Origin of the sequence: Arenibacter sp. ARW7G5Y1, from assembly GCF_003201775.1 — a bacterium.
Lineage (GTDB): Bacteria > Bacteroidota > Bacteroidia > Flavobacteriales > Flavobacteriaceae > Arenibacter.
In genome coordinates, this window is record NZ_QJJZ01000001.1 from 648777 (window position 1) to 668178 (window position 19402).

General features: G+C 40.4%; 18 protein-coding genes. 3 read left to right on the forward strand and 15 right to left on the reverse strand.

The window, feature by feature from the left end:
- Positions 1–38 precede the first annotated feature (38 nt).
- Positions 39–1823, forward strand: coding sequence for a peptide MFS transporter (locus C7972_RS02685; RefSeq protein WP_110354643.1), 1785 nt, complete (start codon positions 39–41; stop codon positions 1821–1823).
- Here C7972_RS02685 and C7972_RS02690 read toward each other — a convergent pair whose 3' ends face one another.
- The 5 genes from C7972_RS02690 to surE all read right to left on the reverse strand — a co-directional run bounded on the left by C7972_RS02690 (position 1824) and on the right by surE (position 6847).
- Positions 1824–3881 carry a ComEC family competence protein gene (locus C7972_RS02690; protein ID WP_309148906.1) on the reverse strand — a complete coding sequence of 686 codons (2058 nt, stop codon included), beginning with the start codon at positions 3879–3881 and terminating at the stop codon, positions 1824–1826.
- Positions 3850–4410 (reverse strand): C40 family peptidase, encoded by a 561-nt coding sequence (locus tag C7972_RS02695; RefSeq protein WP_110354645.1) that lies wholly within the window; start codon positions 4408–4410, stop codon positions 3850–3852. The genes C7972_RS02690 and C7972_RS02695 overlap by 32 nt, the downstream gene beginning before the upstream one ends.
- A 193-nt stretch (positions 4411–4603) precedes the next feature.
- Positions 4604–5728, reverse strand: a complete 1125-nt coding sequence (gene lpxB, locus C7972_RS02700) for a lipid-A-disaccharide synthase (protein WP_110354809.1) — start codon at positions 5726–5728, stop codon at positions 4604–4606.
- Positions 5729–5793: 65 nt separating this feature from the next.
- On the reverse strand, positions 5794–6075 hold the full coding sequence (locus C7972_RS02705; RefSeq protein WP_110354646.1) for a hypothetical protein: 282 nt from the start codon (positions 6073–6075) through the stop codon (positions 5794–5796).
- A complete protein-coding gene (gene surE / locus C7972_RS02710) occupies positions 6068–6847 on the reverse strand; it encodes a 5'/3'-nucleotidase SurE (RefSeq protein ID WP_110354647.1) in 780 nt (259 codons plus the stop codon). The genes C7972_RS02705 and surE overlap by 8 nt, the downstream gene beginning before the upstream one ends.
- Before the next feature lie 356 nt (positions 6848–7203).
- Here surE and C7972_RS02715 point away from each other — a divergent pair, with 356 nt between their 5' ends.
- Positions 7204–9372, forward strand: a complete 2169-nt coding sequence (locus C7972_RS02715; protein ID WP_110354648.1) for a carboxy terminal-processing peptidase — start codon at positions 7204–7206, stop codon at positions 9370–9372.
- Positions 9373–9447: 75 nt separating this feature from the next.
- On the opposite strand, the gene C7972_RS02720 is transcribed toward C7972_RS02715, so the two are convergent.
- The 5 genes from C7972_RS02720 to msrB form a co-directional block, all read right to left on the reverse strand.
- Positions 9448–9666, reverse strand: coding sequence for a peptide methionine sulfoxide reductase (locus tag C7972_RS02720; RefSeq protein ID WP_258364754.1), 219 nt, complete (start codon positions 9664–9666; stop codon positions 9448–9450).
- 57 nt (positions 9667–9723) lie between these two features.
- Positions 9724–11292, reverse strand: a complete 1569-nt coding sequence (locus C7972_RS02725; RefSeq protein WP_110354650.1) for a YdiU family protein — start codon at positions 11290–11292, stop codon at positions 9724–9726.
- 7 nt (positions 11293–11299) lie between these two features.
- Positions 11300–11596 carry a GNAT family N-acetyltransferase gene (locus C7972_RS02730; RefSeq protein ID WP_258364755.1) on the reverse strand — a complete coding sequence of 99 codons (297 nt, stop codon included), beginning with the start codon at positions 11594–11596 and terminating at the stop codon, positions 11300–11302.
- 172 nt (positions 11597–11768) lie between these two features.
- Positions 11769–12320 carry a peptide-methionine (S)-S-oxide reductase MsrA gene (gene msrA / locus C7972_RS02735; RefSeq protein ID WP_110354651.1) on the reverse strand — a complete coding sequence of 184 codons (552 nt, stop codon included), beginning with the start codon at positions 12318–12320 and terminating at the stop codon, positions 11769–11771.
- On the reverse strand, positions 12310–12774 hold the full coding sequence (msrB, locus tag C7972_RS02740) for a peptide-methionine (R)-S-oxide reductase MsrB (protein ID WP_110354652.1): 465 nt from the start codon (positions 12772–12774) through the stop codon (positions 12310–12312). Before msrB ends, msrA begins: the two co-directional genes overlap by 11 nt.
- 189 nt (positions 12775–12963) lie before the next feature.
- Here msrB and C7972_RS02745 point away from each other — a divergent pair, with 189 nt between their 5' ends.
- Positions 12964–13776 (forward strand): DNA/RNA non-specific endonuclease, encoded by an 813-nt coding sequence (locus C7972_RS02745; RefSeq protein ID WP_110354653.1) that lies wholly within the window; start codon positions 12964–12966, stop codon positions 13774–13776.
- Here the strand turns inward: C7972_RS02745 and rodA are convergent.
- From rodA to C7972_RS02770, 5 genes are all read right to left on the reverse strand, one after another.
- On the reverse strand, positions 13773–15056 hold the full coding sequence (gene rodA / locus C7972_RS02750; RefSeq protein WP_110354811.1) for a rod shape-determining protein RodA: 1284 nt from the start codon (positions 15054–15056) through the stop codon (positions 13773–13775). The two genes, C7972_RS02745 and rodA, sit on opposite strands and share 4 nt — an antisense overlap.
- Entirely contained in the window at positions 15046–16914 is a 1869-nt protein-coding gene (locus C7972_RS02755; protein WP_110354654.1) for a penicillin-binding protein 2, read from the reverse strand. Before C7972_RS02755 ends, rodA begins: the two co-directional genes overlap by 11 nt.
- Complete coding sequence (mreD, locus tag C7972_RS02760; RefSeq protein WP_110354655.1) at positions 16911–17420, reverse strand: rod shape-determining protein MreD; 510 nt, start codon at positions 17418–17420, stop codon at positions 16911–16913. Before mreD ends, C7972_RS02755 begins: the two co-directional genes overlap by 4 nt.
- Positions 17407–18228 carry a rod shape-determining protein MreC gene (gene mreC, locus C7972_RS02765; RefSeq protein WP_110354656.1) on the reverse strand — a complete coding sequence of 274 codons (822 nt, stop codon included), beginning with the start codon at positions 18226–18228 and terminating at the stop codon, positions 17407–17409. The genes mreD and mreC overlap by 14 nt, the downstream gene beginning before the upstream one ends.
- A 115-nt stretch (positions 18229–18343) precedes the next feature.
- Positions 18344–19372, reverse strand: a complete 1029-nt coding sequence (locus C7972_RS02770) for a rod shape-determining protein (RefSeq protein WP_069858480.1) — start codon at positions 19370–19372, stop codon at positions 18344–18346.
- Between the last annotated feature and the right edge of the window lie 30 nt (positions 19373–19402).

Here is a 19402-nt window from a genome sequence, read left to right on the forward strand (position 1 = left end):
CATTAATCCTAAATTAATAATTTGTAATACAGTGGTATATGAATACCGATATTGAAAATTTATTTAAGGACAAAGTTCTGGGGCATCCAACAGGACTATTTGTGTTGTTTTTTACCGAAATGTGGGAGCGTTTCTCCTTTTACGGGATGCGTATTTTATTGGTGTTATTTTTAACAGCACCCATTGTAAGTGACAATCCTGGGTGGGAATGGCCAAGGGAACACGCTCTGGCCTTAATTGGAACCTACGCTTCCCTTTTGTATTTAACACCTATAATTGGTGGATGGGTAGCGGATAAAATAACAGGTTACAGGGTGGCAGTCGTCATAGGATGTTTAATTATGACTTTGGGCCATGTTGCCATGACCATTGAAACTACGGCCGCTTTGTATCTTGGCCTTGCCCTGTTGGTTGTTGGTACAGGGTTCTTTAAGCCCAATATAACATCCATTATTTCTGAAATGTACCATGGTAAGGAATCTAAAAAGGATGGTGCCTATACCATATTTTATATGGGTGTTAACGCCGGTGCCTTTTTTGGAATGATGCTTTGTGGGTATTTGGCCGAGAATTATGGATGGTCATGGGGCTTCGGGCTAGCTGGGATTTTTATGATGCTTGGAATGCTCCAATTTTGGCTGGCCAAGGATTTGTTCGGGAATATTGGTGCTAAGCCCCTAAAGAAGGAGGAAATCTCGATATCTACAAATGCAGCAGAGAACGCGGGAAAGGAAGATGGGAATCATGAAATTGAAACCAAGTTGAACCCTTTTAGTCTTTTTGATAAGATTTTGATCGTTTTATCCTCTATTGGTGGATTACTCTATTTATTTAATGATCCCTTGGAAAAAATACAAGGTACCAATTTGGCGCCTTTTAACATAGGAGGCCTTAGTGGTACCAATGTAATTATCCTATCTTCCCTACTCCTGTTTTTAATCTTATTGGTTACCAGAATTGCCAGATATCTTCCTGTGGTAAGGGATAGAATTATAGCCGTATCAATTTTTGGGTTTTTTACGGTTTTCTTTTTCGCTTTTTTTGAACAGTCCTTGGGGTCTATGACCATTTTCGCTAGGGATTATACCAATAGGGAACTCGTTGGTCAATCGGCCATGGTCTTTAAGGTGGTAGATGCGTTGTTGACAACAGTACCACTGGCAATAATTAGTTGGGTGTTGATTTTATTGGCAAAAAAGACCTTTACCCGTATTGGCTTGTCCAATATTGTATTGGCCATCGCCTTTCTTGGCCTTTGGATACTAGTGATCTTTAGATTAACGGATAAATTTTCCCAAGAAGGCAATCAAGTAGATGCAACTTGGTTCGGGATTCTCAATTCATTTTTTATTATAACCCTGGCACCATTTTTTTCCAGATGGTGGGAAAGTAAATATAACCCTAGTGCTGCTATGAAATATGGAATAGGTCTTATTTTATTGGGGTTGGGCTTTGCCGTATTGTCATTTGGAGCATCGGGAATACCTTCTGGGGCGCAGACAGCTTCTGTTAGCATGATATTTTTAATTTTGGCGTATTTGCTGCATACCATGGGTGAACTGTGCATTTCCCCGGTTGGACTTTCCTATTTAAGCAAGCTTGTCCCGGCACGTATGATCGGTTTTATGTTCGGAATTTGGTATTTGGCCATTGCAATCGGGCAAAAGGCTGCAGGCACCATGGGAGGAATGATCGATAGGATATCCGAACAATATTCCATAGGGACCTTCTTTTTGATCTTCACCCTAGTTCCCGTGGGTGTTGGACTTATTTCAATTGTTTTAAACCCGCTTTTAAAGAAATTAATGCACGGTATTAGATAACTATTTCAAAGCGTAGTGAAAGGCACCATTTTCTCCCGTATAGTGAAAGGCTAGCTTTTTTTTGTGGCATGTAGCCTTCCATCGATGTATATAACTTCTATAGTTGCTGCCGTCTGCTATAACAATATTGGGCGCCATCGAATCCAAAAGCCTTTCCAAATTAATTTTAGGGGATTGGGTAAGTACTAAGGTAGAAACATCATGATTTATTGGAAGGGCTATAGTGGTACTATCCAATACAACCATTCTTTTCCCCTCTATGAGATAGCTGTTTTTTAATGGTAGATGTTCCATCGCCAAGATGTTATGGGCAGTGGCATAATCGTTGACCAGTCTTGTCGTGGCTTTGGGGTTGGTGGTATATACGGTTAGTTTTTGTCCTGTTCGGTGGATAATGGCACTATTGCGGGCAATATGGCCTATAACTAAAGTTACCTCGTTCCGAGCAAGATATCTTAAGCCAAAAACATAGGTTTGAAAACAAAGGATGAAGAACAAGGATACCATGACCCTTTTATAGGTTGCTTTCATAAAGACCGTTACCATTGTTATGATAATACCATAACTTAGGATCAATTGAATGCCATCAAAAGAAATATTTTTAAAAAGAAAGTTTTCCTGCTGTGCAAGAAGACCAATAATCCAATTCATCGCACCTATTAAAGTGTCGTACATAGTTACGAGAACTGATGGTAAACCGTTGGTCAGGGAGAGTGCTATTATCAATATTCCAAATCCCAAAACAAAGGTCAAAAATGGAAGGATCAATAGGCTTGAAATTAAAAACAAACCTGGAAATTGATGAAAGTAATATAGACTTATTGGGAATACACCCAGTTGAGCGGCAATGCTTACGGAAACCAGTTCCCATCCCTTTTTGACTATCCAATATTGGGGAATCCAAAGCTTTTGTAATAAGGGGTATATCCAGACTATGGCAAAAACAGCGGCATAACTTAATTGAAACCCCACCTGAAATAATAGTAGGGGATCCAGCAACAATAAAATAAAGAACAGTGACAATGCCAGGATATTAAAATGACTTGTAGGTCTGTTCAAGTACAGGGCATAGGCAACAAAAGTAAACATGGTTGTTGCCCTTAGGATAGAGGCGGAGAGTCCCGCCAAGAGGGCAAATGCCCATAAAAGTAATACGATGACAACCAATTTTATGGTTCTTCCTTTTGGAAGGATTTCCACTGGCCCCAATATAAAGTGGAGCAATCCCAAAAGAATTCCGATATGTAAACCGGACAATGCCAAGATATGATAGGCTCCCGCCTCTTTGTAATCGGTATCGATTTCTGAGGTAATTTCATTTCGCTGGCCAAGAAGAAGGGCCTGGATGACACCCAATTCTTCCGTGCCAAACTCCTCTTTTTTTAAATTTCTAATAATGTGCTCCCTTATCTTATAGGCTATTCCATTGATGGTAGCGGAGGCCTTGGGTTTTAGGTAGAAATTCTCCCCTTTAAGTTTTGCCTGATGCGCTATTCCAATATTGGACAGGTATTTTTGGTAATCGAATTGATGCGGGTTTAAGGGAGGGTTAATGGGATGGAGGGTAGTGAAGGCCAGTATTTCGTCATCGACCATAAGGGGGCGGATCGATGAATCAACAGCTATATTTAAAAGTATTTTGCCGGAAACCTTTAAGCTGTCCATACCGTTAACATGGGCCACGTACCTATCCGAAAAGCTATTGGGCTTTAATACTTCCCGAATTTTTAGGGTGTAGACCCTATCTTTGTCAAGATTATGTTGACTGTAGTGCCTGTCAAGATTCCTGGAATCATTAAGGGTTATGCTTAATATACCAATAGCAATGGTCAAAAGCCCAGCGAAAATTGCGAAAAGGGATACGGGCAATTTACGGTAGTATACAAATACAACTCCTAAAAGGATCAATGAAGCCACAGCTAGGAAAAAAGATATTGAAAGGGACGGACGTAGGTAATATCCAGTTAATATTCCAAAGATCAGGCATATAGTAAGCTTTACGGTTGTAAACTGCAGCAGGCGCATCCTACAGGACCCTGGTAGCCTTGATAAAGGCATAGTTCCAATAACCCTCCTGCAAAGAGGAAACGATAACACCTCGGGATGAGGTGGAATGAATGAATTTTATATCATCCCCATCTACCTGGACCACTAGGCCTACATGGTTTATGTTGTTTTTTCTTCTAGAGGTTCCAAAAAAAAGCAAGTCGCCCTTGCTTACCTCCTTTAAATTTATTTTTTGCCCTTCCTCAGCCATTTGATACGAGGCTCTTGGCAATTGAATATCGTGCTCCCCAAAGGCAACATAAAGCAATCCGGAGCAATCCATACCCTTTTTGGTGGTGCCACCAAATTTATAGCGCGTGCCCGAAAATGTCAGGGCGCTATTTATGATCCGTTCGGTTATTCTGCTCGCTGGTTTGTTTATGGATTCACCGCCTCTGGGTGTTTTACCTTTTATTTCGGTTGGTTTTTCTGAAGCTTCCACCGTTATTTTTCTTTCTACACGAGAGGTATTTTTCTTCTTGGCCGCACCGCATCCAACCAGTGAAACAATTAAGAATAAAGAAAGAAATCTTTGAATCATCCAAGTAAAGGTTAGTGCTCTTGGATATCAAATTTAAATAATTAATTTAAAATCCGTCATTTTTTTCAGAAAACCCTTATAGTTGCCTCAGGGTAAATCAACAATAAGTGCTTTTTTTAACCATAGGGTTATGGGTTGCTTTATGGTAAATAATAAAGTTTATAGTTGCTGTTCCACCGACCATTAAAATTTTTCAATGATCCAATTGGGCACTTTCCATAATTAGGGATGCCGCTTTTTCACTGGCACCCTTGCCCCCAAGTTTCTTTTCCAATTCGTAATAGGCCTCAAACTGTTTCTTTCTTTCGGGTCCGTTCAGGATTTTATCGAGCTCCTCGATCAGATTTTTGGTATTCAAGTCGCCTTGGATTAGTTCTTTTACAACCTCTTTGTCCATTATAAGATTTACCAAGGAAATAAACTTCAGGGTAATGATTCTTTTTGCAATTTGATAGGATATCCAATTGGCACGGTAACAAACTACCTGGGGTATTTTAAAAAGGGCCGTTTCCAAGGTGGCGGTTCCGCTGGTCACTAGGGCTGCATAGGACAGGCTTAATAGATCATAGGTCTTGTTGGAAATTAGACTTACTTGGGACGATTTTAGAAAAGGCTGGTAAAACTCCAAATCCAAACTGGGTGCCCCGGCAATTACAAATTGAAATTTTGGGAAAGATTTGGTAACCGATAACATTAGGGAAAGCATTTTTTGAACCTCTTGTTTTCTACTACCGGGTAAAAGCGCAATAATAGGTCTTTTCAAATCCAAATTATGCTCTTCCCTAAATTCCTGATCACTGGCCCTTGGAATATCCCCAATGGCATCTATAAGGGGGTGACCAACAAAATTAACGGGATAATGGTGTTTTTTTTCATAAAATTCCTTTTCAAAAGGAAGAATGACATGCATGGCATCTATATCCCTTTTTATTTTGTGTATCCGACCTTCCCGAGAGGCCCATATTTGTGGTGATATATAATAATTGGTCTTAAAATTATTCTTTTTTGCCCAAGAAGCTATTCTAAGGTTGAAGCCGGAATAATCTATAAAGACAATTACATCTGGATTAAAATTGCTTATGTCATCTTTGCAAAAGGCGATATTTTTGAAAATTTGATTGATATTCGATATCACTTCCAAAAAGCCCATAAAGGCCATTTCTTTGTAATGTTTTACCAAGTGCCCTCCTGCTGCTTTCATTAAATCGCCGCCCCAACAACGTATGTCGGCATCCGAATCCTTTTTTTTAAGGGCTTTTATGAGGTTGGACCCATGTAGGTCGCCCGATGCCTCGCCGGCTATGATATAGTATTTCATCCGTTTAGTTTCTGTGGTTTGTTGGTAATGCTGCCGTTGGTCGTTGGGTGGCCCCATCCCGCGGCCTAAAAGACTTTATAATACAATATTAGCATTGCGGTCAATAGGGTGGCGATCATTACACCCCTTGCCCTATAATCCCTACGAATTTTTAAAAAACCAAAAAAAGCAACCAAATTTAGAATGGCCCCTAGCGCCAATAAACTGCCTACATGTCCCTGTTGTACGGCGGCTTGGTACGTTTCCACTATTCCAAAGTCCGAGAAGAGCAATATATACAGTAAAGTTCCGATGGTATTGGCAATGATGCCAACGGTTATTCCGATTAATATTTCTTTTTTAATCATTTAGCTTCCAATTGTTAATATGTTGAATGGCATGGTGGGCCGTTAGGTCAAATTGGGTGGGGACTACCGAAACGTAATCTTGGGACAGGGCATATTCATCCGTATCCTCTCCCTTGTCCAAAAGTTCAAATTCTCCTGTAAGCCAGTAATATTCCTTGCCATTGGGATTGGTTCTTTTGTCAAATTTCTCTTTCCAGTTGGCCCTTGCCTGCCTGCAAATTTTTATGCCCTTGGGTGTTTTCTTGTCGGTTTTGGGAATGTTAACGTTGAGCACAACCCCCTTGGGGATACCATTTTTTAAGGCTTCCCGGACTATTTTTTGAATAGCTTCCTTGCTGGCTTCAAAGTTGGCGTTCCAGGAATAATCGCAAAGGGAAAAGCCTATTGCCGGTATTCCTTCAATCCCAGCTTCAATAGCGGCACTCATAGTGCCAGAGTAAATGACGTTGATAGACGAGTTGGATCCATGGTTTATGCCGCTAACACATAGGTCCGGTTTTCTGTCCAAGAGTTCCTGCAAGCCAAGCTTAACACAGTCGGCCGGTGTTCCGCTACAACTGTATTCTTCGTTTGCGCCGTTTTCCAGATCTACTTTAATCTTTTTTATATACAGGGTGTTGTCTATGGTTATTGCATGTCCCATTCCCGATTGTGGACTGTCCGGGGCCACTACGATTACCTCTCCCAATTCCTTCATAAATTCAATCAACGCCCTTAATCCGGGAGCTGTAATTCCGTCATCGTTGGTGACAAGGATCAAAGGTTTCGCCATGGTATATAATTTATACTGCAAAAATACGTTTTTAATCTATTATGGCTTTTCGAATTAAGCCGAGCGGACACCGAAATTTTACGTTTAAATTGTGAAAATGATAAATTACATCCCAGCTTTGCCACCTGTCCTTGGCAATTGGGATATTAACAAAAGATTAATGGCATATTGGTATAATATGGCACGATTTTTTCGTTATCTTAAGGTAAATGGCATAATAGACCACTTTTAAAAGTCAAAACTTGGATTGCAGTGGTGGTTTGATTAATTTTAGATGATTGTAAGAGTACAAAAAGGAGGGGTGATTACGGTTTTAGAAATTACTCCAAATGTGGAAAAAAAATAAAAAAGAATAGATGAAAAGAAATTTAGCCTACGCATTGATTGTCATGCTTGTTGCAGTAGCTTCATGCAGTTTTACCAACAAATCATTTGAAACCGATGATAAGGACAAATTGTTGTTGGATCTAATTACCTATGTATTGGAACGTGGCCATTACCAGCCAAAGGACATTGACGATGATTTTTCCATTAGTGTTTTTGAAGGATTTTTGGATATTTTGGATCCCACAAAGCGTTATTTTTTGGAAAGTGACATTCAGGAATTTGAAAAATATAAGTTTCAGTTGGATGATCAGATAAAGAATACCGATATAACTTTTTTCGATATGGTCTACCAGCGCCTATTGGAGCGAATGGATGACGCCAAAGAAATTTATAAAGAGGTTTTGGATGAACCTTTTGATTACTCAGTGGATGAATCCATAGAGATCAATTACGATGAACAAGGATATGTGGCTTCTCGCAAAGACTTGAAAGAGCGGTGGAGAAAACAATTGAAATATGCCACTTTGGGAACGTACGATTCCAAATTGAATTTGAACAAGGAATCAGACAAGGCCGGTACAGAAGGGGATATGGCTGATGCCTTTGAAGATGACAACAGTACAACCGGACCATTAAGTCCGGAGCAGGCTGAAAAGGCGGCAAGGGAATCTACCAAAAATACCTTGGATGATTATTTCGATTTCGTGGATGATTTGGAACGCAAGGATTGGTTTGTGCAATACCTGAATACCATAGTGGAAGTATTTGACCCACATACATTCTATTTTGCTCCGGATGACAAAGAAAAATTTGATACCAGTATGTCTGGTAAATTTGAAGGTATTGGCGCCCGACTTCAAAAGAAAAAGGATCAGACCAAAATAGTGGAGATTATATCTGGCGGCCCCGTATGGAGAGATCAGCAATTGGAAGTTGGGGATGAGATATTAAAAGTTGGGCAAAACGGGGAAACACCAGTGGATATTGTGGGTATGCGTTTGGATGATGCCATTAAGTTTATTAAAGGTCCCAAAGGTACCGTCGTAGATTTGACTGTTAGAAAAGTGGATGGTTCCCTCGTGGTAATTTCCCTTACCAGGGATGTTGTGGAATTGGAAGAGTCCTATGCCAAATCTGCAGCCGTAATAAAGGGCAACCAAAAATTTGGACTTATCAATCTACCCAAGTTTTATGTGGATTTTGAAGACTATAATGAGAGAAACGCAGCTACGGATGTGGCAAAAGAAGTAGAAAGACTAAAACAGGCCGGAGCTGAAGGCCTAATCCTGGATCTTCGTGATAATGGGGGTGGATCCCTTAAAACAGTTGTTGAAATGGCTGGATTATTTATTAAGGACGGACCCATTGTACAGGTAAGGTCTACCGATAAAAAACCAGAAGTTTATAACGATAAGGACGAGCGTATTCAGTGGGATGGACCTTTGGTGATTTTGGTAAATGAATTATCGGCTTCTGCATCCGAGATTTTGGCCGCGGCCATGCAGGATTATAAAAGGGGAGTGGTGATTGGTAGCAAACAAACCTTCGGTAAGGGGACAGTTCAAAATGTAATCCCCTTGGAGAATATTGTAAGAGGAAATGAGCACGGAGATTTGGGAGCTATAAAACTTACTACCCAAAAATTCTATAGAATTAATGGTGGTTCTACCCAATTGGAAGGGGTTAAGAGCGATGTTGTTGTTCCGGACCGTTACAGTTATATTGATCTAGGGGAGAGGGATCAGGAAAATCCTTTGACCTGGGATAAGATTTCCCCAGCGGAGTATACCCCTTGGGATGGCTATATTGACTATGAGGCCACTATAGCCAATAGTACTAAAAGAATGGCCCAGAACAATCAAATAAAATTGATTGAGGAAAATGCGCAATGGATCAAAAAAGCACAGGATGAAACCGTGGTTTCATTGAAATACGAGGAATATAAGAAAGGATTGGAATTGGATAAGGAAAAGGCCAAGTACTTTAAAACCATTTCGGATTATGATTCCCACCTAACATTTGAATCCTTGCAATATGAAAAGGAATTATTTACCCAGGATTCCGTTTTAAGGGAAAAGCGTGACCGTTGGCACAAGGATTTGGCCAAGGATGTGTATGTGGAGGAAGCGGTCAATGTCTTGCAGGATCTAAAATTGAATAATATAAAGAATTCCAAATTGGCCAGCGTTAAAGGTTAATTATAACTTAATCATAATATAAAAAACCTGCTCTTAGAGCAGGTTTTTTTATGAATTCCCATAGTGTGCTGCCGATTAAATTGGCATATAATTGTTTAAAAAGTCGATTACCTTGTCTCTCGGCATTTCACAGGGCCTTAGTTGCCCTCCCTTTTCCGAAATATAAAAGTTAAAACTGATGTAATCGTTACCTCCCAACGCTTCGGCATATACTTTAGTACTCCTACCTTCATTAAAATCGGTTCGGGTAACGCCATATTTCTTATTTTGAAACAGAACTGTAGAGTAGCCCAAAGGGATGGATTTAATTTGTTTTAAGAGCACGTTGTCTGGAGGATAATGTTTCTGGGGCTATGAACTGCAGGAGAGCATGGAGCATCCCACTTTGTGCCTGGCCCATTCGGGCCGCTTGGCAAACCATTTTTCGGCTTGCGTTTGTTCTTGGTACGGATGTTTTAATAATTGAAATAACTCATCCAACAAGGAGTAATCCCCTTGGTCCGCAGCATCTATCGCCAATTGTGCCATGTAATTTCTTAAAACATATTTTGGGTTTACATTATTCATTTTTTCTGCTCTCTTCCTGTCGTCGATACTTTCCTTTAGCAATCTATTTTTGTAGTGGATAAACCACTGCTTCCATTTTTCAAGGGTGTCGCCCTTAACTTCCTCTTGTGCGTAAAAGGCATCGAACACCGGGGACAAAAAGTCCTCATTTGTGGGACTATCCTTTGTGATACGGCTTAGATTTCTAAAAAAGATGGTCATATCGGTTTCGGTCAATTGTAAGTTGTCCTCCAGCCTAGACAAAAGCTCCGCGTCATTTTCGTCGGATTTGAAAAGACCAATTTTAGATTTCATCATCGAGAGATATTTTGTGGAATAATTGTTACGGTATTCCATTAAGATGTCTTCAAGTTCTTTAACATCCTCTATTAAAGGGAAGAGCGCATTTGCCAATTGATATAGGTTCCAAAGACCAATATTTATTTGATTCCCATATCTATAACGTTTATACTGTCGGTCGGTGGTATTGGGGGTCCAACCTTCCTCGTAACCTTCGAGCCATCCATAGGGGCCGTAATCTATAGTGAGGCCAAGGATGGACATATTGTCCGTGTTCATTACGCCATGTACAAAACCTACCCGCTGCCAGTGTATGAGCATGTCCAGCGTCTTGTTGGTAACCTCCCTAAAAAAATGAAGATAGCCTTCCTTGGTACCCTCCTTTACATGGGGAAAGAAATGTCTTATGGTATAATCCGTGAGTGTTTTTAAAGTTTTTGTGTCCTGTCTTGAAGAAAAAATTTCAAAATTTCCAAAGCGCAAAAAAGTGGGTGCTACCCTGCACACTACAGCTCCCTTTTCGTATTCCGGGTTACCATTGTATAGTACGTCCCTTAGCACTTGGTCTCCTGTTAGGCCTATCGATAGTGCTCTGGTAGTGGGTACTCCCAGGTGGTACATGGCTTCGCTGCAAAGGTATTCCCTAATGGAGGAACGCAGTACTGCAAGGCCATCTGCAGTTCTGGAATAAGGAGTTTCCCCAGCGCCCTTAAGTTGGAGTGCCCACTGTGTATTGTTGTGGTTAACTTCAAATAAATTAATGGCACGGCCATCTCCCAGTTGTCCGGCCCAATTGCCAAATTGGTGTCCTCCGTAGCACATGGCATAAGGATGGGTGCCGGACAAAACGGCGTTTCCTGTAAATATATTTTTGAACTCTTCGGAGGTCAGATCATCCTGGGTCAATCCTAAATCCATGGCCAATTCAGCGGATGTATGGATCATACTGGGCTTTGTCGTGGATTTTGGCCTTACAAAGGAATAGCATGCCTGCATAACCTGTCTTCTTGTATTTTCTTGGACGGGGTCGGCGGGGAGTTCGGTATTAAAGGTATCCTTAACAGTAAGGTTCATAGGATATTTATTCAATTATCGAGTTCCAATTTTCATTTCTTCTGGCAACAGCCTTTATATAGGAGCATACAGCTACCGCCTTATATCCTTCTTTGGTTAATTGTTCAAAGGTGCGTTCCACTAATTCCTTGCCATATCCTTTGCCCCTGAGATTATGGGGAACCTCCGAATAGGTCAAATACATTTTATCATCCCGTAACTCGTATTCTATTTTGGCAATTTCATCGTTAATGGCCATGGTGAATCTCTTATTCTCTTTGTCGTGCTGTATCGTCAAATTATCTGTATTTATGTTGTTGTACATTTTTTGTTCCATTTAAAAATTAATGGGAGTAAATACCACAGTGGGTACAATTAGTATTCAATGCCCACAGTCTTGAATGAATTCTGTTAACCTTCTATATAGTCCTTTTACAAGCAGCCTATACAGTTTATTGAAATGTATCCTAAACCGGACTATTGTAAACTAGGAGTGCTTAGACCTTTGTTTTTCTGATTTTATCGGCATGCATTTTTCTTAGCTTACCTAGTTTTGGGGAAATAACCGCGTTGCAGTAGCCCTGCGATTGATTATTTCTATAATAATCCTGGTGATATTCCTCTGCTTCATAAAAGGTTTCCAAAGGACTTATTTCAGTAACAATGGCCTGCTCGTAATATGGTGCCACTTCTTTTATTACCAAGCCAGCAATTTCTCTTTGGGTGTCATTGTGATAATATATTACAGATCGATATTGGGTCCCTACATCTGCTCCCTGTCTATTTAAGGTGGTAGGGTCATGGGTGGTCATGAATATGACCAAAATATCCTCATAGGAGATAATGTTGGCGTCATATAGTATTTGTACTACCTCTGCATGACCGGTAAGTCCTGAACAAACTTCCCTATACGTGGGTCTGCCAGGTGCATTTCCACCAGTATATCCCGAAATTACTTTATGTACACCATTAACTTCCTGAAAAATGGCTTCCACACACCAAAAACATCCACCACCCACGGTGGCGGTCTCCAACTTTTTATTGTTCATCCAATATACTTTCTTTAACTATTTTCATAGATTCCGAATTAATGCAATAACGCAAGCCGCTGGGTTCCGGTCCGTCCGGAAATACATGTCCCAAATGGGCATCACAGGTATTGCACATTACTTCTACCCTTACCATACCAAAAGATGTGTCCTTGTGGTATTTAATGGCGTTTTCTTTTATGGGCTGTGTAAAACTGGGCCAGCCGGTACCCGAATTAAATTTTATGGTGGAATCAAATAAGGGACTTTCGCAACATATACAACTGTATTTCCCTGCCTCATGTGTACTACAGAGCGCACCACTATGTGGTGCTTCTGTTCCTTTGTTTCTTGTAATCCTAAATTGTTCGGGAGTTAATAGGTCTCGCCATTCCTTTTCTGTCTTATCCACTCTTTTGTCGGGTACCGGGTTTCCCTTAACACTGTAATTAATGATGTCTTTCCAAGTTAGCATGAATATTTTCCTTTCTTTTTAATGTTTATATAGTAATCAGTAATATACAACGTATGCGTTTTTAGTGGCATTGGGGTGTTGAGAATGATTTGGCCAACTACATAATGTTACATGAGGTTGGTCGTAAAATAAGGCCATTACTTACACTTATGGAAACTCCCGAATGGTAGTTTTATCTATATTTACACTATGAATAAATATAGGAAAAATAGGATAATATATACCACCCTGATGCTGGTTTGTGTAGTCTTGTTTTGGATATTCGATAATTTTTATACTCCCGCCCCCTATTCCTTACCTGAAGGGGAGGGCCAAAGGACAGAAATACCTGAATGGCTATGGCCCAGTTCCAGCACAGGTGAAATAGTACGGCATGCCCATTTTTCCCTATCCTATAATGAAGCTTATGAACAGGCAGAGTGGGTAGCCTATGTTTTGGAGAAGTCCCACTTAACCAATGATGATAGGAAAAGGCCATTTTTTGTAGAGGACCCCAAGGTGAGCAGTAAATCGGCAGATTGGAGGAACTATAAGGGTTCGGGATATGATAGAGGTCATTTGTGTCCTGCTGGTGATCGTAGATTTTCCGAAAACGCCTATAATGAAACCTTTTATACGAGCAATATTACACCACAGAACAGGGAATTTAACGCAGGAGTCTGGAATAGATTGGAGCAGCAGGTGAGGTATTGGGCCAGAAGGGACGGACCTTTATTTGTAGTTACTGCGGGAGTTTTGGATAAGGGCTTGGCAAGTATAGGGGAGGAGGATGTGGCCGTTCCAAAATATTTTTATAAAATAGTAGCTAAAGGTGAGGGTGAAAACCTAAAAATCATAGGATTTCTTTTCAAAAATAGGGAGGATACCAGAAACTTGGATCAATTTATGGTTCCTGTGGATACCCTTGAAAAATTGACGGGGATCGATTTCTTTTTTGGTTTGCCTGATGAACAAGAGTCAAGGTTGGAAGCCGGTATCAACAGCGGCAGTTGGAGATTTTAAGTGAGTTCGTTTAGTCTGTTGGCATCCAATTTTAGAAAGATAAACAACAGCGCCGTAAAAAATAATAAACCGGAACCCCCATAACTAAAAAAGGGCAGTGGTATTCCAATGGTGGGCAGAACTCCTATGACCATACCTATGTTTATGAAATAATGTACAAACAAAATGGAGATGACCCCATACCCATACATACGACTAAAGTCATTTTTCTGTCGCTCGGCCAAATATACCAGCCGTAGTAGTAAGGTGGTAAAAAGAATTACCACGGAGGCAGTACCTACAAATCCCCATTCCTCGCCTACGGTGCTAAATATGTAATCTGTATGTTGTTCCGGGACAAAATCGCCCTTGGTCCTTGTTCCTTCCAAAAACCCTTTACCGTATTTTCCGCCCGATTCAATGGCTTTTTCAGATTGATAGGTGTTGTAACCTATGTCCCTACGGATTTCCTCCAATTTTTTGGGATCCTTTTCCAAACGAAGCCAAAGACTGAAACGATCCCTATGCCTTTGTTCAAAAACGGAATTAAAAACAAAATTGACCGAAAGGGAAAAGAGAACAATGGCTACGTATATAAGGCCAACCGGAATTATAGGTACTTTGAAGGATGGTTTTTTTAATAATAGGAATAGCGCCAATAGTAGCCCTAGGATTATGCTTACCCATATGGTACCGAACATCAGCGTTAAAATAAAAATAAGAATTACCATAAACCCTATTCCAAGGTAATAGAGCGGGAGACCTTCCCTAAAAATCACAAAGATCAGGGCAAAAAAGACGAGGGCACTTCCTGGATCTGGCTGGGGAATGATCAGGAATGCAGGAATCAATAAAATGAGAATTGCGATTATTTGGTCTTTCTGCCGCTTAATATCCGTCTGTATATCACTTAAATATTTGGCCAGGGCAAGTGCGGTGGCAACTTTAGCAAATTCCGAGGGTTGTAGGTTGAAAAAGCCAAGGTCGTACCAAGAAGTTGCCCCGGCAATTGTTTTGCCAAATACAAAAAGTCCCAAGAGCAGTGCTGTGGATATTATATAAAATAGGCTGGAGAATCGTTCATAGAAATTGGCTTCCAATGCCAATATAATAACTATGGCCACGGCACTTGTCCCTATAAAGAACAATTGTTTTCCATGTAAGGAGGCAAAATTGAAAATAGACGGGTTGTCGTCAGTGAAGGTGCTGGAATAAATATTTATCCAACCAATAAAAACTAGGGAAATGTAAATTAGAACGCTAAACCAATCCAAGCGTTTAAGGACACTTTTACCAGACACGCTCATTTATTTTAAAGGGTTGTCCGCTATAGGGTTTTGCATATTCATCTTCCAAGGTTTTTTCCAACATTCTTTTCTCCAAGTCTACACGGGTTATTTCGCCTTTAAGATATTTTTCAATCATTAGGGAGGCAATATGTCCTGCATAACGCGATCCAAAATATCCATTCTCAATGTAAACGGCAATGGCAATTTTAGGGTTGTCAACGGGTGCAAAGGCAACAAAAACGGAGTTGTCCGTTAGTTGCGTCCGTACACCATTGATTCTTGTGAAGTTCTCTACAGTACCGGTTTTACCGGCAATTTCTATTCCTTCTATTTGCAGCCTCGCTGCCGTACCTTTTTTGTACACTTCGGCCATTCCCTGTACAACCGGTTCAAAATATTTTCTATCAATAGTGGTGTGTTTGGCCTCTGTGAATTCAGGGATACTGATATCGTCAGCTCCAATTTTTTTAAGTACATGAGGCGTAAAATAATGCCCTCTATTGGCAATGGCAGCGGTCATGTTGGCCAGTTGAATAGGAGTAACCTCTACCTCGCCCTGTCCTATGGAATTGGATATTATGGTAGAAGAGGACCATCTGTTGTCCCCATAAATGCGGTTGTAATATTCCTTGTTGGGTATTCGTCCAGGTCTTCCAGTGGGAAGGTCATACCCCAAAAAAGTTCCTAGTCCAAAACTTTTTACGTGTTTTTCCCAAACATCCATGCCTTCGGCCGATGTTGGAAATTGGTCGTAAATTTTACGAAAGGCACCTGCAAAATAGGCATTACAGGAGAGGTAAATGCCGGAATTCAAATTTCGGGTACCTCCTCCGCAATGACATCCTCTTTTCCTTTTGCCTACGTAGAAACCATTGTAGCAATGAAAGGTGGTTTCTGGTGTAATGGCACCTTCTTGAAGGGCTACTAGGGCGTTTATGGTTTTAAATGGCGATCCGGGGGATTGGGAAGCTAAGATGGAACGGTCAAAGGTGGGTTTTGAAATGGTATCATAGTGTAATTTGCTGTAATTCTTTGATCTTTCCCTACCTACCAATAAGGCTGGGTCATAGGTTGGACCGGAAATTAATGCCAAAATCTCTCCGGAGGCCGGTTCCAGGGCAACTATACCCCCGTGTTTCCCGATCATCAGCTTTTCACCGTATTCCTGAAGAATTTTGTCTATAGTGACGGTTATTTGTTTTCCCTGCTCTGGAAGGGTATCCAAAGTACCGGATTTATAAGGGCCAATATCCCTGTTAAACCTATCTTTCTGGATATATTTCACGCCTTTTCGACCCCTTAGGATGGTCTCGTATTCTTTTTCGATACCCGTAGTTCCCTTTAATTCCCCGGCAGCGTAGGATGGGTTTCGTTCCAGATCCCATTCGTTGACTTCACTGATGTATCCCAAAACATTGGCACCGCTATTGGTATCGTAATAGCGCAATGATCTTTTTTGAATATAGAAGCCTTCAAATCGCCTCATTTTTTCCTGAAGCCTGCCGTAGTCCTCTTTGGATAGTTGTGGAACCAAAACAGAGGGAAGCCTTGGGGAATAGACCCTGGCTTTCTTTAATTGGGACACAAACCTTTCTTTATCTATTCCCAAGAGCTTACAAAATTCAAGGGTGTCCAATGGTTTTACCTCCCTTGGTATAACCATTACATCATAGGCCGGTTGGTTTGCTACGAGAAGTTTCCCATTTCTATCATATATATAGCCCCTTTCCGGATAATCATATACTGCTTTTATGGCCGGATCTTCCAATATCTGATTGGGGGAAAAACTAAATATCTGGAGATAGGACAATCTGCCGATAAAAGTTATTCCGACCAATAGTATAATGGAAGATAATAGAATTTTTCTCATTCTTTTTCAACACTAAAAAGTGAACTTAATAGTAAGCACAATATTAAGGTGGCTATACTGATAGTTAAAACTTTCTTCAAAATTAACAGCGTATTTTCAAAACTGAAAATTTCTAGGGTAAAGAAAACCAAATGGTGTATTATAATTAATAACGTTAAAAATGTAATTTGTTGTGCCCTAGTGGTGTTGGTTAGTTTAAAATTTTGAAATTCATAATTCACCCCAAAACAAAACCGCATTATGGTCGGTCTTAAATAAGCAATGGTTACGGTGGCTGCTGCATGAATGGCTACGGTGTCCGAAAATAAATCTATTAAGAAGCCAAGTAGAAAACTTAACAATAGAAACAATTGCCTTTTTTCCTTAATGGGATACCAGTAGAGAAATAGAATATACACCATTGGGTTTATATATCCAAAAAAATTGAGCTTATTAAAAACCAATACCTGTACCAAAATTAATAGTACAAATCTAATTATGTTGATAAAGTAGCTATTGCGAATCATTATTGGTCTTGGCTTCTAATTCTATTATTTCCTCCCTTTGAATGTTTTCTATTATGTAAATGCTCCTAACTGCGGCCATATTGTTAAAGAGCTTAATGTCTATGCTATATGAGCTTTGGGAATTGTTTAGATCAAAATTTTTGACGATACCTATGGGAATGTTTTCTGGAAAGATGCTGGAACTGGCACCGGTAACAATAGTGTCCCCAATTTTTAAGGGTACCAATCTTTCAACGTCGGCAAGTTGTACTGTGTTATAGTCTTTTGTGTCCCAAACCAATGATCCGTAATGGTTGGTGTTCTTGATTTTTGCGTTGATCCTGGATTTGGTGTTCAGAATGCTCTGTACCGTTGCAAAATTTTGGGATGTATTCTCCACTATTCCAAGGATGCCGTTGGCTGTGATAACGCCCATATCGGGTTTTATTCCCTGTGCCATTCCTTTTTTGATCGTAATATAGTTTCTCGGCAGGCTATAACTGTTCTTGATTACCTGGGAAGCTATGACCCTGTATGTAACATTGGTCGTGTCCAATTGCATGGAATCTTCCTTTTTTTGGTTGAACAGGAGGTTCCGCAATCGTTTATTTTCCTCTACCAATTTTTTATTCTCCTCCCCAAGACCAAAATAGGTGGTGATACTGCTTGTGGTCTCATAAATATTTCCGGTAAGCCAGTTAGAGGAATTAAAGTATTTGGAACGATGGTATGAATGGGATTGTACTGTAAGGGCCAGGGATATAATCAACAGGAAAAGATAGAGCAAGAAATTTTTATATCTTAATATAAAGTTGATAATCTGCTGCATTCACTTAAATTGTTTTATAAAACCTTATTTGGGCAATTGCCCAGTAAGGCATTAAGGCCTGTTTACTAATTATAACCTTCCAAAAGGTAGTGCCGATTGTAGGGGGTTGAATAGGCTATTTAATTAAAATACTCTTATATCGCTCCAAGTTTTTTAAAGCAATACCGGTACCCCTTACAACCGCCCTTAGTGGATCTTCAGCTATATAGACCGGGAGATCCGTTTTTTGGGACAAACGTCTATCAAGTCCCCTGAGCATAGACCCGCCGCCAGCTAGATAAATACCCGTATTATAAATGTCAGCTGCCAGTTCTGGTGGTGTTTGGGATAGTGTTTCCATAACGGCATCCTCTACCCTTAAAATGGATTTATCCAAGGCTTTGGCTATTTCACGGTAGGAAATGGATACTTGTTTTGGTTTACCGGTCAATAGATCCCTACCCTGCACGGACATTTCATCCGGAGGGGTCTGTAAGTCTTCCGTAGCGGATCCAATGGTAATTTTAATATTTTCAGCGGTACTCTCCCCAACATAAAGGTTGTGTTGCGTACGCATGTAATAAATAATGTCGTTAGTGAAAACGTCCCCCGCTATCTTGACCGATTTGTCGCAAACAATCCCGCCCAGGGCAATTACCGCAATTTCTGTTGTTCCACCTCCTATATCAACGATCATGTTCCCTTTGGGTTGCATAATGTCCAGGCCGATACCTATGGCAGCTGCCATTGGCTCGTGAATTAGATAGACCTCCTTGCCGTTAACACGTTCAGCAGACTCCTTAACGGCACGCATTTCTACCTCTGTAATTCCCGAAGGGATACAGATAACCATTCTCAAGGCTGGCGGAAACCACTTTTTCTTTAAAGCGGGTATGTTCTTAATGAACATATTGATCATCTTTTCGGAGGCGTCAAAATCGGCGATAACCCCATCCTTTAAAGGACGTATTGTCTTTATATTTTCATGGGTCTTTCCTTGCATCATGTTGGCTTCCTTGCCAACAGCAATGATTTTGCCACTTATTCTGTCCCTAGCTACAATAGATGGACTGTCTACCACCACTTTGTCGTTGTGAATGATGAGGGTGTTGGCAGTACCTAAGTCTATTGCAATCTCCTCGGTTAAGAAATCAAAGAATCCCATTATGTGTTGTTATATTTCGGTTTAAATGTC

Bases quoted from the DNA above. Each gene is read 5' to 3' on its own strand.
- C7972_RS02690 (WP_309148906.1), bottom strand. From the start codon at position 3,881: ATGCCTTTATCAAGGCTACCAGGGTCCTGTAGGATGCGCCTGCTGCAG.
- mreC (WP_110354656.1), bottom strand. From the start codon at position 18,228: ATGCAGCAGATTATCAACTTTATATTAAGATATAAAAATTTCTTGCTC.
- msrB (WP_110354652.1), bottom strand. From the start codon at position 12,774: ATGCTAACTTGGAAAGACATCATTAATTACAGTGTTAAGGGAAACCCG.
- C7972_RS02745 (WP_110354653.1), top strand. From the start codon at position 12,964: ATGAATAAATATAGGAAAAATAGGATAATATATACCACCCTGATGCTG.
- C7972_RS02705 (WP_110354646.1), bottom strand. From the start codon at position 6,075: ATGATTAAAAAAGAAATATTAATCGGAATAACCGTTGGCATCATTGCC.
- C7972_RS02695 (WP_110354645.1), bottom strand. From the start codon at position 4,410: ATGATTCAAAGATTTCTTTCTTTATTCTTAATTGTTTCACTGGTTGGA.
- C7972_RS02730 (WP_258364755.1), bottom strand. From the start codon at position 11,596: ATGTACAACAACATAAATACAGATAATTTGACGATACAGCACGACAAA.
- surE (WP_110354647.1), bottom strand. From the start codon at position 6,847: ATGGCGAAACCTTTGATCCTTGTCACCAACGATGACGGAATTACAGCT.
- C7972_RS02725 (WP_110354650.1), bottom strand. From the start codon at position 11,292: ATGAACCTTACTGTTAAGGATACCTTTAATACCGAACTCCCCGCCGAC.
- C7972_RS02685 (WP_110354643.1), top strand. From the start codon at position 39: ATGAATACCGATATTGAAAATTTATTTAAGGACAAAGTTCTGGGGCAT.
- C7972_RS02715 (WP_110354648.1), top strand. From the start codon at position 7,204: ATGAAAAGAAATTTAGCCTACGCATTGATTGTCATGCTTGTTGCAGTA.
- msrA (WP_110354651.1), bottom strand. From the start codon at position 12,320: ATGAACAATAAAAAGTTGGAGACCGCCACCGTGGGTGGTGGATGTTTT.
- C7972_RS02770 (WP_069858480.1), bottom strand. From the start codon at position 19,372: ATGGGATTCTTTGATTTCTTAACCGAGGAGATTGCAATAGACTTAGGT.
- C7972_RS02755 (WP_110354654.1), bottom strand. From the start codon at position 16,914: ATGAGAAAAATTCTATTATCTTCCATTATACTATTGGTCGGAATAACT.
- mreD (WP_110354655.1), bottom strand. From the start codon at position 17,420: ATGATTCGCAATAGCTACTTTATCAACATAATTAGATTTGTACTATTA.
- lpxB (WP_110354809.1), bottom strand. From the start codon at position 5,728: ATGAAATACTATATCATAGCCGGCGAGGCATCGGGCGACCTACATGGG.